The 16298-nt window shown below is 64.4% G+C and carries 10 protein-coding genes; 3 read left to right on the plus strand and 7 right to left on the minus strand.

The features are described 5' to 3' along the window. The 5 genes from XALGPE39_RS10150 to pilG form a co-directional block, all read right to left on the minus strand. Positions 1-4333 (minus strand): Hpt domain-containing protein (locus XALGPE39_RS10150; RefSeq protein ID WP_200893875.1); only part of this gene is annotated, 4333 nt, incomplete at its 3' end. 114 nt (positions 4334-4447) lie between these two features. Continuing rightward, positions 4448-6484 carry a methyl-accepting chemotaxis protein gene (locus XALGPE39_RS10155; protein WP_045728069.1) on the minus strand — a complete coding sequence of 679 codons (2037 nt, stop codon included), beginning with the start codon at positions 6482-6484 and terminating at the stop codon, positions 4448-4450. 40 nt (positions 6485-6524) lie between these two features. After that, the gene (locus XALGPE39_RS10160) at positions 6525-7055 is read right to left on the minus strand and encodes a chemotaxis protein CheW (RefSeq protein WP_045728070.1); all 531 of its coding nucleotides are present in this window, start codon (positions 7053-7055) and stop codon (positions 6525-6527) included. Between the two features lies 1 nt (position 7056). Beyond that, positions 7057-7419: a response regulator gene (locus XALGPE39_RS10165; protein WP_045728071.1), complete on the minus strand. Its 363-nt coding sequence runs from the start codon at positions 7417-7419 to the stop codon at positions 7057-7059. 15 nt (positions 7420-7434) lie between these two features. Next, complete coding sequence (pilG, locus tag XALGPE39_RS10170; protein WP_045728072.1) at positions 7435-7836, minus strand: twitching motility response regulator PilG; 402 nt, start codon at positions 7834-7836, stop codon at positions 7435-7437. A gap of 242 nt (positions 7837-8078) precedes the next feature. On the opposite strand from pilG, the gene gshB reads away from it, so the two are divergent. The 3 genes from gshB (at position 8079) to XALGPE39_RS10185 (ending at position 13218) form a co-directional block, all read left to right on the plus strand. Then, positions 8079-9029, plus strand: coding sequence for a glutathione synthase (gene gshB / locus XALGPE39_RS10175; protein ID WP_045728073.1), 951 nt, complete (start codon positions 8079-8081; stop codon positions 9027-9029). Continuing rightward, positions 9026-9907 (plus strand): energy transducer TonB, encoded by an 882-nt coding sequence (locus tag XALGPE39_RS10180; protein ID WP_045728074.1) that lies wholly within the window; start codon positions 9026-9028, stop codon positions 9905-9907. Before gshB ends, XALGPE39_RS10180 begins: the two co-directional genes overlap by 4 nt. Positions 9908-10227: 320 nt before the next feature. After that, entirely contained in the window at positions 10228-13218 is a 2991-nt protein-coding gene (locus tag XALGPE39_RS10185; RefSeq protein ID WP_045728075.1) for a TonB-dependent receptor, read from the plus strand. A gap of 53 nt (positions 13219-13271) precedes the next feature. Here XALGPE39_RS10185 and tsaB read toward each other — a convergent pair whose 3' ends face one another. Continuing rightward, complete coding sequence (gene tsaB / locus XALGPE39_RS10190) at positions 13272-13976, minus strand: tRNA (adenosine(37)-N6)-threonylcarbamoyltransferase complex dimerization subunit type 1 TsaB (RefSeq protein WP_045728076.1); 705 nt, start codon at positions 13974-13976, stop codon at positions 13272-13274. 225 nt (positions 13977-14201) lie between these two features. After that, complete coding sequence (locus XALGPE39_RS10195) at positions 14202-16217, minus strand: ATP-dependent DNA helicase (protein ID WP_045728077.1); 2016 nt, start codon at positions 16215-16217, stop codon at positions 14202-14204. Positions 16218-16298: the final 81 nt, after the last annotated feature.

The following is a 16298-nucleotide window of genomic DNA, read 5'->3' on the forward strand; positions in this document are numbered from 1 at the left end:
CGGCTGCGGCTGCGGCTGCGGCTGCGGCGTTTTCCAGCGCCGTATCCATCTGCGCAACGGCGGCGAGCGATACATTCGTTTGATCTTGGCACGATGCTGCATCGGCATCTGATTCCGCCACGAACGTAGCCTCGGCAGGTGCCTCGGCCTGCATGGCCTCAACCGAATCAGGGTCGGCGCTCAGTGTCGCTATTGCCTCGTCCTGCATGACTGCGGCACTGCTTGCGTCATCGCCGCCGACTGCAGTGACGCTCGGCATGGACGCCGTTGACGGCACTGTCTCCACCTCCCTCGTGAATGCCTCGCCGGCCTCTGCTATGGCGACATGATGCGCAGCGGAGGCTTGCTCGATGGCTATGCCGGCACCAACCGCATCAGCCGCATCAGCCGCATCAGCCGCATCAGCCGCATCAGCGGTATCGGCGGTATCACCGGCATTGGACGTGTGGGTTTCCGCATCAGTCTCCAGAGCGCGGCTCTCGGTATCGCTGCCGCGCGGCCGATCGTGGAGATGCGACATGGCATCGCCGGCCTGGCCTGTCATCGACGATACCGAGGCATCGGGGAAGTTGGTCGCGTGCGGATGCGGCACAGGCAACTGCGTGGCGTCGTGCGTGTCGATGCAATGCACTTCCACAGCATGCGCTTGCGCGCTCGGCGCAGGCACCTCGTGATCCTGGCGCTGATCGTCACCTGGCTCGTCTTCGTCCGCCGCGTGCGTTGCGCTTGCGGCACTGTCCTGCGAGGCGGGCGACTCCAACGACGGTGGCGGATCCGCAGCCGGGACAGATTCGGCAGTCAACGGCAGCGCCAAGGCCGGTTCGTGGGGCAACTCGTCCTGCACCGACACCACCGGCTCGGCGGGCTCGTGATCGGCCGGCAGCGCGGCGATGTCGGGGACGGTCGCTACCGGCGACATGTCCTCCTCGCGCGCCCCTGTCATCACCTCAGCAGCGGATACATCGTCAGTCTGCGGCATCGACGATGCGACATGCGCGTCCTGCTCCGGCTGGTTGGCGTGCGCATGTTCGACGTCAAGCGTGTGCGGCAACTGCAGGCTCGGCGCAGCGTCGGTTTCCGCGATACCACGAAGATCGTGCGCTAGCGTATCAGCCACATGCGCGGTATCGGGCAGATGCGCAGTATCGTCCAGGAACGCCGAAAGATCGTCGGCAGAAGTGAGCTCTACCGCCGGCAACAACTGCGCATCCAGATCAGACTCATGCTGCGCGGACGGTGCATCTTCGTCTTCGTCTTCGTGATAAGCGATGGTCGGCCACTGCACCTGCGGCAATGTGTCCACCAGTGCTTGCAGGCGCTGCGCCAATTCGGTGAAACGTGGAATCAGCGGCGATGGCGCCTGTAGTTCCTCGATGGTGGCGGCAATGGCATCGCCGACATCGGCAAGCGCACGCACGCCCTCGGCATCGACCACGACACCGGCCGCCAACGCACGCTTGACGTAGCTTTCGGCCGGACCGGTGACAGCGGTGATTTCCGGCACATCGGTCATCGCGAACGCGCCGCTCATGGTGTGCACTGCACGCAGCAGCGCTTCGGTCGCCGGCTGCGGTGCCTCCTGCAACCAGGCGTGGATCGTTTCCAGATGGGCCGTGACTTCGGCCTCTAGGATTTCGAGCAGCACGCTGTCCACCGACGCCGGCGTGCCCAAGCGCGGTGCGTCGGCCAGAACTGGCGAGGCGGCGACGTAATACGCCTCCTCGCCAGCGGCAATCCGCTCGGCAACCGCCTGCAACGCGTCGAGTTCGACGTGGAGCACGCCATCACCACGCAACGCCTCGTTGAACTTCGGCAACACGGTGTAGGCCTGCTCGACCATCGCCACGACCGCCGGGCTGGCCGGACGGGCGCCGTCGAGCACGCGGTTGAGCATGCTCTCGATCTTCCAACTGAACTCAGCGAGCACGCAGGCGCCAACCAAGCGGCCACTGCCCTTCAAGGTGTGGAACACACGACGGATCGGCCGTAGGTTGTCCGTGTGACCTGGCGCAGCAAGCCAAGCCGGCAGGAGCTTGCCGAGATTGACCAGTTCTTCATCGAATTCTTCGAGGAAGACAGCGCGGATGTCATCGTCGATAGCGTCATCGGCTTGAATGAAACCGGCATCGACAGTCGTCACGGCCTCGTTGAACGCATGCTGGCGTACACGACCCACCTCGGCGGCCGTGGCGGCTGGTGGAACCGCATCGATATCGCGCGTTGCCAATGCGATGGCGGGAACGTGATCGGACGGCGCGGGAGCGATGTCAGTCTCGGCGAGAGCCGCAGCGGCCACCTGATCGGACTCATCCTCGTCGAGCACCATCGTGTCCGGCGGCACGGACACCGCATCGTCGGCATGCGCGTGGTCAGCGAAAATACGCTGCGCCTCAGCATCCAGCTCAATTGCTGATGGCTGCGACGTTTCGTGCCAATCGAGTACATACGCCGGGTCGGTCGCAGCCATCGGCACGTCGGCGAAAGCCAGCGCATCGTCCAGTTCGATCGTCAGCGTGTCCTCGGATGGATCGGTCGCCACCGACATGGCGGCAGGCATCTCGACGATGACAAGACTCGGATCATCCTGCTCGCCCAGATCGGCATCGGGCGTGTACACGGGAGACTCGGCATATTCAGCCGCCACCGGATCGAAACCAACCACAGGCGGCAGCGATAACGCATCCGCCGTTGCCTCCAAGGCAGTGGCCTGCGGGCGGAAGCTCGCCTGCTCCAGCTCCAGTGTGTCGAGGTCAATGTGCAGCGGCTCGGACGTGCCTGTCCACGCTTCCTGCTCGGCGGCAACCGGATCGAAGCTTAGCGCCTGCGCGCTGTCATCGACGCTGTCGGCAGGCGTCATCATGAGCGTGACGCCCTCGACCAGCTCGGATACGCCATCGATGTCGCTGTCGACATCGACCTGGGCATTGCCCGCGTCCAACGTCCACTGCGGTCGCGACGAGGGCATCTGCGGCCCCGGCGTTTCCACGACCGGAGCCAGATCCCAGGCAGAGATCGACGGCGGCGCGACCGCCTCGGCCCGATTTTGCTCGGGCGACGGCGTCGATTCACCTTGCGGCGTCGACACGACACTGGGTAACGGCCAGTAGCGCAGCGCTTCCAGGCTGCTGTGGGCGATGTCGAGAATCTCCTCGCGCCCAGGGCGACGCGCGCGCAGCGCCTCCAGGTAATACTCCAGACTGGCCATGGCGTCGGCCAGGGTGTCGAGTTGCCGGCCACTGGGCACGCGGCGCTTCTCGATCAATTCAGTGGCAACGTAGCGACGCACGCCCTCCAGGTAATCGGCCGGTCGCGGGAGTTGCAGCATGCGCAAGGCGCCGGCAACCTCGACGAGCAGGCGCGGCACTTCGACCAGGCGGTCGTGGTCCCAATTGGTTTCGATGAATGCGACGACATGCTCGCGGGCGTTGGCGAAATTGGCCATCGCCTCTTGCGCCAACGCTTCCAGCGTGCGCCGCGCCTCTGCCGCGCTGGCATCGTCTTGAATGTCGATGCTGGCACCCAGGTAGGCCACTTGATCGTCGAGCGAGGCGTCCACGTACAGCAGCGCGCCGGCGATATCCAGTAATAGGGCTTCATCGGCCTGACGCTCGCCGTCGACGATGCTGCGCAGCGCATCGCGTTGCTGCACGACCACGCTGCGCGCCACCTCCAGCCCCATCACTCCGAGCGTGTCGGCGACGCTGGCGAGTTCGGCAACCTGAGTCTGCAAAGCGGCAACATCGGCACCTGTGCGCAGGTGTAGATCGAGCGCATCCTTGACCCGCAACAGTTCTTCCTTGACCGCAGTCCCAACGGTGTCGAGCAACTCGCGGTTACGACCGCTGATGCTGCCACGGGCATGATCCAGTTCGGCCTGGGAGGCCGCAGCGGCATCCGGAGACAACGCCAGTAACGCGCTTTCGCCCAAGCCGCTTTCGCCACGCAAGGCGCGGATTTCGTTGAGCAGCGGCAACAGCACAATCGGAATGTCGCGGTGCCCGTCCTGCAGACGCTCCAGATAATCCGGCAGCAGCACAGTACCGCGCATCAGCGTGGCACACGCCTCGTCGCGGTCGAGCGTCTGGCCGTTCTGCACCGCGACCGCCAGCAACTCCAACTCCTCGACCACCATCGCCGAGGCGTACAGCTCGACCATGCGCAAGGTCCCCTGCACTTGGTGCAGGTAGCCGGCGCAGAAACCCATGCGCCCGGTGTCGGCGGGCTCCTCGACGAATGCTTCGATTTCGCCACGTACCTGGCGCAGGATTTCGTCCAATTCCGGCTTGACCCAGCCCAGCGCGGCATGACTCATGGCCTCGCGCAGCGCACTCATCGCGGCGTCTCCGCAACACGGCATGCACGACGCAGTCCCACCAGGACGAAGACGATGTGCGGGAATTGTTCACGGTACGTCATGTGCGTTTCCTTCCACCCGAGGCCGATCCGCTCACGCCGGCAGTTTGAAGTCGGCGACGGAGCGCCGCAGATCGGCGGCCAACTGCGCCAGCCGGCCGATCGATTCGACGGTCTGTCCGGCGCCTTGCGAGGTCTGCCCGGTGATGCGACGAATCACCTCCATCGTCTGGGTGATGTCGATCGCCGCCGCCGATTGCTGATGGGCGGCGATGGAGATGTTCTTGATGAGGGTGTTGAGCGCGTTGGACACGCGCTCGATCTCGGTCAGTGCGGTGCCGGCGTCCTCGGCCAGACGCGCGCCGGACACCACTTCGGAAGTGGTCTGCTCCATCGAACTGACCGCTTCATTGGTATCGGCCTGAATGGTCTGCACCAGGCCCTCGATCCGGCGAGTCGCGCCGGAAGTACGTTCGGCAAGCCGCTGCACTTCGTCGGCAACCAGAGCGAAACCGCGCCCGGCTTCACCGGCAGAAGCGGCCTGCACAGCGGCATTGAGCGCCAGGATATTGGTTTGCTCGGAAATGTCGTTGATCAGTTCGACGATGGAGCCGATTTCCTGAGTGGATTCGCCCAGGCGTTTGATGCGCTTTGAGGTTTCCTGGATCTGATCGCGAATCTGGTCCATGCCCTGGATGGTCTCGCGGACCACACCAGCGCCCTCGGCGGCGATCACCACCGAGCGCTGCGCAACCTCGGCCGATTCGCTGGAGTTGCGCGAGACTTGTTCGATGCTGGAGGCGATTTCGTTGATGCGCACGGATGCCGAGCCGATCTGCTCGGCCTGGCGACCTGCGGCCTCGGCCAGTTGCCGTGCGGTGGACTGGGTTTCCTCGGCGGACAGGGCCACGTTGGCCGAGGTGTCGTTGATCGTGGTGACCAGATGCCGCAACTCATCGACGGCGTAGTTGATCGCGTCCGCGATGGCGCCGGTCATGTCTTCGGTCACCGACGCTTTGACCGTCAAGTCGCCTTCGCCGAGGGAGCTGATCTCATCGAGCAAGCGCATGATCGCTTGCTGGTTGCGGCTGTTGTATTCGACCTGGGTCTGATAACGGATTTCCTGCTCACGGCTGCGACTACGCACGCTGGTCCAGACGAAGCCGACGATCGACAGCAATGCCAACAGGCCGGAGATCACGCCCAACCAGAAATTCGGAAACAGACGCGTATCGCGGATGGAGCCAAACGCGGAAAAGGCATCGAACAACTTCTTGCTGTCGTCCAGCATTTTGTTCGAGCCATCGATCAGCGCGTCGGCTGCGGCCTGTGCCGCGAACAAGCTGCGCGAACTGGCCAGCAACGCATCCAGATCCTTTTTCATTCCCATCCACTGTGTCTGCGATTGCTCCAACGCAGACAGGGCGGTGGCATTGCGCACCGGGACAATGCCCAATTCCTGATTGCCGTTATGCAGGCCATCGAGCATCTGCCCGAATACCATCGCGTCGCGTGCCAGCGCATCACCAGCGTTGACCGCGCTAGGGCCACCGGCACGCATTTCGGTGACACGACGGGCCATGGTGCCAGCCACCACCACCTGTTGCAGTGTGTTGTAGATCTGCGCGGCGGGCGCGCCGCCGGCGGTCATCGCGCGCACCACCTCGTTCAATTGCGCCTGTAGCTGCGGCACGCTGGAAACGAAGCGTTCGGCATTGCCGGCCAAAGCCAGCACGGCCGGCTCGCTGTCCACCACCTGCTGCGCGCTCTTGGCCAACGGCGCCCAAGTGTGGTCAAGCGTCTGCAACGGCCCCGCCACCCCCGCCTCCTGGGCATAGCGTGCATTGAGCTGGGCGACGGTGTGCTCGACCCGCAGCTTGGTCTGCTTGAATTGCTTGTAGCTATCGGCGTTGCCGGACACCGCCTCGCGGCTCTGGTTGGCGAGCTGCTGCGACAACACCTGCAAATCGGCCGCGCCGGTGCTGGCGCCGGCCAGACGATTGCCCTGCCAGGTGGCGACACCGGTATTGGCGCCGAACACGATCAGCGACAACGCCAGCAATCCAAGCCAGGAACTCGTGCCTACGCTGCCAAACTTGCTGGCCTTGCGGGCGTCCGAAGCACTACTCATGATGTAACCTCAATCTTCGATGCGAAAGCAGGCCACACGCTCAGGCGGCGGCTTGACGGAATTCCGGGGTGCGCGATAACAGCGACAGCGAGAACACGCCCCAGTCTTGGGCGTCGCTGCGGAAAGCGCGGTCGATGAAATGCGCATAACGCCCCTGTGCCAGATCACCCGGCTGCATGGCCTGCGCGGCGGTAAAACTACGCTGACCGAATAGTTCGTCGATGGTCAGGGCGACATCGCCGCCACTTTGACGCATGATCAGGACGCGCTGCCCCTCTTGCAGCGCGGTGCGCTCGCCTTGCAAGAACTGTTTCAGATCGATCACCGGGAACAGGTTGCCGCGCAAGTTACCAACACCCAGCAGCCACGGCTGTGCGCCAGGCACCGGAGTGACCGGCGGCATCCGCACGATCTCCACCACTTCGCGAAAATCCGATACCAAATGGCGCTTGCCAACGCGAAAGCCGACACCGCGCCAAACGTTCTCGTCAAACGCCAACGCGGGCATCTGCACCGCGTGGGCCAAGCTGCGTCGCTCGTATGCTTCGAGGATATCGAATGGAGAGCGCACGTCAGCCGACCAACTGATTGATGCGCGCGATAATTTCCTCTTCCCGCGGCGGCTTGACGATATAGTCGGTGGCGCCTTGGCGCATACCCCAGACCCTGTCGGTTTCCATCGCCTTGGTGCTGATAATGAGCACCGGGATATGCCGGGTTGCCTCGTCGCGCGACAATGCGCGGGTCGCCTGAAAACCGCTCATGCCTGGCAGTACCACGTCCATGAGGATCAAATTCGGCAACTGCTCGCGGGCGAGTGCGAGCCCGTCCTCGGCGTTGTCGACGGCCAACACCTCGTAACCGGCCTTCTGCAGCCACTGCGTGAAAACCGCCCGGTCGGTCGGTGAGTCTTCGATCAACAAGATTCGAGCCATGCTTCCTTCCCCTGGTTAGGCGTTGACGTAAGTACGTATCGCGCCCAGCAGCTCTTCACGCGTAAAGGGTTTGGTGAGGTACTGCTCGGATCCGACAATGCGACCGCGCGCCTTGTCGAACAGACCATCCTTGGAAGACAACATGATCACCGGGGTCGCCTTGAACAACGTGTTGCCCTTGATCAGCGCACATGTCTGATACCCGTCCAGGCGCGGCATCATGATGTCAACGAAGATGATCTGCGGCTGCTGATCGGCGATCTTGGCCAGTGCCTCGAAACCGTCCGTCGCGGTGACGACTTCACAGCCTTCGCGCTTCAGCAACGTCTCGGCGGTACGACGAATCGTTTTCGAATCGTCGATGACCATGACCCGAAGTCCTGCGAGTGCCCGCCCCGCAGTCGTGTTTTCACTCATTTATTTACCCCTAAACGCGATGCTGCATCGAATCGGACATCGCTGCGAAACACCATGTTTCACAGGACCGGCTATGACTGTCAAGGTTGCCATCACAGGTCTGCATTAAAGCAATTCCCAGCGCTAACCACGTCACATTTTGACCGATGCAGTGTGACAGCGTGCTGACCCGCGCAGCGAGCGTTGCGCGGCATCGCCACCGACCCGCTACCATTCTCGATTGATTCTCTCGAGTGCCGGCCATGCCGTTCGATGTCATCGTGGTGATGGACCCCATCGCCAACATCAAAATTGCCAAAGACACGACGTTCGCGATGCTGCTGGAAGCGCAGCGCCGCGGCCATCGTCTGCACTACGTGCGCCCCGGCGGTCTGAGCCTGCGCGACGGCCACGCCCTGGCCCAGGCCGCGCCACTGCGGGTGCGCGAGGACAAGGCCGGCTGGTTCGAACTGGACGCATTCACCGACCTGACGTTCGGCCCCGGACAGGTCGTCTTGATGCGCAAGGATCCACCGTTCGATGCGGAGTTCCTCTACGACACCCACGTACTGAGCGTGGCGCAGCGTGCCGGGGCGCAAGTGGTCAACGATCCGCAGGGCCTGCGTGATTTCAACGAGAAGCTGGCAGCGCTGCTGTTTCCGCAATGCTGCCCGCCAACCTTGGTCAGCCGCGACGCGGCGGCGCTGAAAGCCTTCGTCCTCGAACACGGCCAGGCGGTGCTGAAACCGCTGGACGGAATGGGCGGACGTTCGATCTTCCGCAGCGGCAACGGCGATCCTAACCTTAACGTGATCCTGGAAACGCTCACCGACGGCGGGCGCACCTTGGCGCTGGCGCAGCGCTTCATCCCGGCCATCAGTGCAGGCGACAAGCGCATCCTGCTGGTGGACGGGGTCGCGGTGGACTACTGTCTGGCGCGGATCCCGCAAGGCGACGAGTTCCGCGGCAACCTCGCCGCCGGCGGCCGTGGCGAAGGCCGCCCGCTCAGCGAGCGCGACCGCTGGATCGCCGCACAGGTCGGCCCGGAGATGAAGCGGCGCGGCATGCGCTTCGTCGGCCTGGATGTGATCGGCGACTACCTCACCGAGGTCAACGTCACCAGCCCCACCTGCGTGCGCGAACTGGACGCGCAATACGGGCTCAACATCGCCGGACTGCTGTTCGACGCCATCGAGGCCCACCCGGCGCGATGACTGCGGGGACCGCGATGCCTGCGCCGCGCATCGGCGAGCGCGAACGGCTCGGCGCCACGTTGGTGCTGTCGTTGATCGTGCATGGCCTGCTGATCCTCGGCATCGGCTTTGCAATCGACGACGACGCCCCACTGGTGCCCACGCTAGACGTGATCTTCAGCCAAACCAGTACCCCGCTGACCCCGAAGCAGGCCGACTTCCTCGCCCAGGCCAACCAACAGGGCGGCGGCGACCACCCCACGCCGCAGCGTCCACGCGAGAGCCAGCCCGGCGTGGTGCCACAGCAACAGGACGGGGTGGCACCGCAGGTGCTGCGCGCGCAGACCGCAGCCGCAGCCCCAGAACCGACACCGCGCGTCGTCAGCAGCGTCCGTGGCGAGGAGCCACTGCCGCTGGCGCAGACACGACCGCTAACCGACGACCCGCTGCGCCCGGTGGACGCGCAGCGCGAACAGCGCGACGCGGAGATGGCACGACTGGCCGCCGAAGTCCATCTGCGCTCGGAGCAGTACGCCAAGCGCCCAAACCGCAAATTCGTGTCCGCCAGCACCCGCGAGTACGCCTACGCCAATTACCTGCGCGCTTGGGTCGATCGTGCCGAACACGTCGGCAACCTCAACTATCCCGACGACATCCGCCGCCGCCAATTGGGCGGCCAGGTGGTGATCAGCGTCGGCGTGCGCCGCGACGGAAGCGTGGAAAGCAGCCGTATCCTGCGCTCCAGCGGCGTGCCGATGCTCGATGCCGCCGCGCTGCGGATCGTGCGACTGGCGCAGCCATACCCACCACTGCCACACACCCAAGACAACGTCGACATTCTGCAGGTCACCCGCACCTGGGTGTTTCTGCCCGATGGCGGCCTGCGCGACGACCGCTGAGCGACACCCCTGCTGCGCGATGCGTCGAAGTCGCGCCGGATTCAGCACAGCCAAACGGCCGATGTTTCGCGCCGCCGTCATTACCCCACTTGTCGAATGACGCTGCGCGCTTGCGCCGCAACTACGCGGCGCGGCTCTTCATGGTGCACCCGAGATAACCATTCGTACCATCGACATCACCACCCGGCATTTCTGAACAGGCCTTGTCTTAAGGTTAATAAGGCGAGAACGTAACCGCGTGCACCGCCCGACCCGACAGACGAGTGGAGCGGCACTTGGCGAACGCCTCACCGTCCCCGCCCTGCGAGCCCAATGCCCTGATGAAAACGCCTCAGCTCCTGCGTCGACCCGCCCTACTCGCCCTGGCGCTGAGCGCCACCCTGAGCGCACCGCTGGCGCGAGCCCAGTCCACCACAGGTGCGCTCGCCGGTCAGGCCCCCGCCAACGCGCAGCGCATCCTGGTCCGCAACGACAGCGGCCTCAGCCGCGAAGTGGAGGTCGATGCGCACGGCCATTACAGCATCGGCCAACTTCCCTTGGGCACTTACACCGTCCTGGCCGAGGCCGCCGACGGCAGCGTCCTCGACCACCGCGAGGGGGTGGCTCTGACCGTCGGCACAGTCACCGATGTGTCCTTCACCGCCGTCACCCGCCTGGCCGGCGTCAACGTCAAGGTGGACCGCGCCGCCGCAACGATCGAGACCGGCAGCGTCGATTCGCGCACCGTGATCAACGCCGAACAATTGCAGCGCTTGCCACTGGGACATTCCGCCGAAGCAATCGCGCAACTGGCCCCTGGCGTGGCCGGCAACAGCGGCAACGGAAACTACATTGGCCCAAGCGGCGCGCAACTGCTGAGCTTCGGCGGTTCTTCTGCGGCGGAGAACGCGTACTACATCAACGGCTTCAACACCACCGATCCGCTGCGGGGACTGGGCGGACTCACCCTGCCCTACGGCAGCATCGAACAACTGGAGGTGTACACCGGCGGCTACAGCGCCAAATATGGCCGCTCCGATGGCGGCGTGATCAACGCGGTCGGCAAACGCGGTAGCAACACCTGGCATTTCGGCGGCCAGACGAGCTGGGAACCGAACGCGCTGCGTAGCGCGCAGCGCGACGCGACCTTCCCCGGCAATGGCGCCTTGTACCGGCCGGACAGCGAGAACAAAAGCACACGCTTGACCCAAAGCGTGTACGCGGGCGGCCCCCTGATCCAGGACAAACTGTTTTTCTTCGGATCCTACGAACTACAGCAGCAAAACGGCGGCCAATTCTATGGCGCACGCGACCCCAATCCGTCTTACTACGACTATCGCTACCGCAAGCCCAGTTGGTACGCCAAGCTCGACTGGAACATCAGCGAGCGCCAATTGCTGGAAATCACCGGCGCCTCCAGCCGTTACATCACTCGCGGCAGGTACTACGGCTACAACGGCGATGACATCGGCACACTGCGCGGCAGCGCCGATACCACCAAGACCGGTGGCGAGCTATGGACCGCCAAATACACCAACTACCTCACCGACCGTTTGACCTTCAGCGCGCAGTACGGCAAACAGCGCAGCGACGATTACAGCGGCAATCCAAGCTACGACGGCAGCCTGACCTACATCTCCGGCGCTTCGTTCCAAAATCCCGCCTACACCGGCGGCACGCCGATCACCAACGCACAGACCACCGCGCTGCTGATCGACCCGCGCCGGGGCAATCGCACCGACAACCTGCGCCTGGAACTGAACTACGCCATCGGCGCACACACCCTCACCGCCGGTATCGACAACCAGAACGCACGCGCCCTCAACCGCGGCTCGGTGGCCTCGGGCAACGGCTACTACTGGATCTACGGCCAGTCCAATCCGCAGTTGCCGATCAATACCGGATTGGGCGTACCCGCCACCGGCGGCTATCCCAACGGCCAGGATGGCTACTACGTGCGTCGCTATGTCTACAGTTCCTTGGCCTCGGTCCGCTCGGCGCAGCGCGCGCAGTACATCGAGGACAACTGGCAGGCCAACGACCGCTTACTGCTCAGTCTTGGCCTGCGTCTGGACCAGTTCACCAACGACAACCGCGACGGCGCCCCCTACATCAAACAGACCAGCGGACAGTGGGCGCCGCGCCTGGGATTGAGTTGGGATGTCGCCGGCGATGCGCGTTTCAAGGTGTACGCCAACGCCGGCCGCTACTATCTGGCGCTGCCGCTCAACCCAGCATTCAACGCCGCCGGCGCGACCCTGGCAACTTCGACGTACTACACCTACAGCGGCATCGACGCGCATGGCGACCCGAGCGGCCTGACCCAAATCTCCGGCGCGGTTTCGGCCAATAACAACTACGGCATCCTGCCCGATCCAAAGACAGTCGCCACCCAGGGCATCGCGCCGTCCTACCAGGACGAGTTCATTCTCGGCTTCAACAAAGCCTGGGGCGATGCCTGGGTCTACGGTGCCAAAGCCACCTACCGCATCCTGCGTAGCGGCGTGGACGACTATTGCGATAGCACCACCGTGTTCGCCGCCGCCGCCGCGCAAGGGCATCCGGTGACATTGGACAGCAACCCGGTCAGTTGCTGGTTGATCAATCCAGGCAGGAGCAACACCTTTACCCTGATCGACACGTCGGGAAATCGCGTCAGTGTGCCGCTGAGCAAGGCGCAATTCGGCTTTCCTGCGTTCAAACGCAACTACTACGCGCTCAACCTGTCATTGGAACATCCCTTCGACCAACGCTGGTATGGCCGCATCGATTACACCTGGTCGCGTAGCTACGGCACCAGCGAAGGCCAACTGCTCTCCAACATTGGCCAGACTGCGGCATCGACGACCCAAGCCTGGGATTTCGCGCCCTTGATGGAGCACAGCAACGGCCCGCAAAGCAACGATCACACCCATCAGTTCAAGTTCTACGGCTACTACCAACTCACCCCCGAGTGGCTGGTGTCGAGCAACCTCAAGCTACTGTCGGGTACGCCGTTCAGTGCGCTCGGCTCCTACGGTCCACAACAGAGCGACCCATCCGGTTACGGCATCGCCTACCACTATTACCAAGGCAAGCCAGCGCCCCCAGGCAGCCAGGGACGCCTGCCATGGTTGACCCAACTGGATCTGGGCGTGTCTTGGCGACCAGCGGCCGCCGACCACAAACTGTCCTTCGCACTGGACGTTTTCAACGTCTTCAACAGCCAAACGCCACTATGGAGATACCCGTATTCGGAAACCGACCCCGGCCAGCGCGATCCCCTGTACGGCGCGGCGCTGGTACGACAGGATCCGCGAGCGATACGTCTGAGCGTCAGCTACGACTATTGAGCGCTGCGGCAGCCGAACGCGGCAGAAGCAGCCGCGCTGCGGTGCGATGAGACTCACCGAGCGGCGCGCTGCGCCTGCTGCTCGGCCAGGGTCAGCGCGACGTTGTCGCGCAAATAGGCCGGTTCGACCTGTTCCGGCGCGACCGCCTCGCCGCGCGCCTGCGCAGCCAATGCCAGGGTCAACACGTCCGCAGCATGCGGCAACGCCTGCGCGTCAGCGCTATGCCAGTGCGCGCCGAAGCGCCGCTGCAAGGTCGCCTCGACCGCCGCCAAACCCGTGCCGACTGCGCTCCAAGCCGCATCCGGCTCCGGCAACACGAATGTGTCCGGATGCAGCACCTGCTCGCAGGTCAACGCCTGCAACGTGCCATCGGCCTGTCGTGCATACGTGGCGGTGTAGACCTCGCCCATGCGTGCATCGATCGTCGCCAGCACCCGTGGTGCCGCCGTCGGCGCACGCAGCGCCAATGCCTGCAACGTGGACACCGGCAGCACCGGCAGCTCCAGCGCCAGGGCGATGCCTTGCGCCAACGCAATCGCCAGACGCACGCCGGTGAACGCACCGGGACCGCGTCCGAACGCAATCGCATCGAGTTGGCGGCGACCGATACCCGCCTCGGCCAGCAACTGCTCAGCCCACGGCAGCGCCAGCTCGGCATGCCGCCGTGGCGCCAGCTCAAAGCGTTCCAGCACGCGGCCGCCAACGTGGACCGCAACAGAACAGGCTTCGGTGGAGGTTTCGAAAGCGAGGATGTTCATGGGATGCCGGAACTCAGGCCGCGCGACCGGGGAAAAGCGCTAGGGATGCCGATTGTATCGAGACGAGGAAGCCGCGACACGCAACGCAAAACGGCCGCGCGCGCTGGACAATACACACACTCGGACGACGCAAGCGAAGAACACCCGCCATTTCACAGAAAATCGCCGTGCCTTGCCACTGCGCATCATCACCACTGCCAGCGCAATAGAACATCCACCGCACGCTCATGGAACATCCTGCGCATCATGCGCGTCCATATACGCTATCGCGCCTCCGAACTCCGATGGCATTGCCGGTTGCGCAAAGAATGCCCTTACCTCTTCCACGTCACGGGTTCTGGCGAACGGCGGCAGCGACTCCAGAAAGGTGCGGCCATAGGACTTGGACAAGAGCCGCGGATCGCACAGCACCAATACACCGCGATCGGTCTCGCTGCGAATCAGGCGACCCACGCCTTGCTTGAGCGCGATCACCGCCTGCGGCAATTGCTCGTCGCGGAACGGGTTGCCACCCTCGCGCCGGATCGCGTCCAGGCGTGCTTCGAACACCGGATCATCCGGCGCGGCGAACGGTAACTTGTCGATCACCACCACGCTCAACGCCTCGCCCACCACGTCCACGCCCTCGCGGAAACTGGCCGAGCCGAGCAGCACGCCATTGCCCGAGGCACGAAAACGTTGCAACAGGGTCGCACGCGGTGCTTCGCCCTGCACGAACAGCGGCCAGGGACCATCGCGCAACGCCTCGGCCGCCTCGCGCAATGCACGGTGCGAAGCGAACAGCAAAAATGCGCGCCCCTGCGACGCTTCCAGCACCGGCAGCAGCGCGGCGATCAGCGCCGTCCCGAAGCCACGCGCACTGGGGTCCGGCAACGCCGGTAGATAGCACAGCGCCTGCCGTGCCCAGTCGAATGGACTGGGTTGCAGCAAGGTCATCGGATCGCGCAAGCCCAGGCGAGTGGCGATGTGCGCGAAGTCGCCCTTCACCGCCAGCGTCGCCGAGGTGAATACCCACGCCGCATGCGAAGCCTCGCGATGCGCGCGCAGCGGCGCGGAGACATCCAACGGTGTGCGTTGGCAGCGGAACCCGCGCGTGGTCAATTCGTACCACAGCACATCGTTGGACGGCGGCTCCGGCGGCGCATCGAAATCGGGAATCGGCGCTTCGTCGCCCAGCCAGTGACCCAGCCGCGTGCGCATCTCCTGCGCGCGCGCCGCGCACGCATCGAAACCGGGCGATGCCTCGCGCAAGACGGCCAACGCCTCGTGCAATCGCGCCAGATCCGCCAGCAACACATCGAACCCATCGCGCACCTGCGGTTTGGCCAACAAGCGCCACTGGGTACCGCGTGCGGGCAATCCCTCCATCGCCGCACGCAGCGTGCGTAGCGTCTGTTCCAACGCCTGCAGCGGTGCCTGCACACTGGCCAATGCGCCAGCGACATGGCGGCTCTCGTCCAGGCAATCGCGCAGCAATTCCTGCAACGGGCGCATGCCGAACCCCTCGCCAAAAAAGTTCGCCGCCAGTTCCGGCAACTGATGCGCCTCGTCAATGACGAACGCCTGCGCGCCTGGCAGGATTTCGCCGAAGCCTTCCTGTTTCAGCGCCAGGTCGGCCAGCAGCAAATGGTGGTTGACCACGACCAAGTCGGCCGCCTGCGCGCGTTGCCGTGCCTGCACCACGAAGCACTCGCCCCAGAATGGGCATTCGGTGCCCAGACAATTGTCCATGGTCGAGGTGACCATCGGCAGCAGCGGCGAATCGTCGGGCAACGCCTCCAGTTCGGCGATGTCACCGAAGCGGGTGCGCCCACTCCAGGCGACGATGCGCTGGAACTGGTCGATCTGCTCGCGTGCGGTGAAGCGCGGCTCGCCCTTGGCCTGTTGGAGACGGTACTTACAGAGGTAGTTGGCGCGCCCCTTCAACAGCGCGCTGTTCAAGCCGATGCCCAGCGCCGCACGCACCCGTGGCAGATCACGATGATAGAGCTGATCCTGCAGCGCGCGGGTGCCGGTGGAGACGATGGTCTTCAGCCCCGACAGCAACGCCGGGACCAGATACGCATAGGTCTTGCCGGTGCCGGTGCCGGCCTCGGCGAGCAGCACATCGCGCTGCGCGAATGCGTCGGCGATCGCCGCGGTCAGCCGCAGTTGCGCCGCGCGCGGCACGAAGGCATCCAACTGACGGGCAAGTGCGCCGCCTTCGCTGAGCGCTTGGGTGCTGGCATGGGCGAGCGACATGGATCACCGGCAGGAGCGGGAGGGAACGCGGAACCACAGCAGGCGATCGGCAGCCCTATCGCTGCCAGGCAAGGAAACCAA

The organism is Xanthomonas sp. GPE 39 (genome assembly GCF_000963005.1).
Classification (GTDB): Bacteria; Pseudomonadota; Gammaproteobacteria; order Xanthomonadales; family Xanthomonadaceae; genus Xanthomonas_A.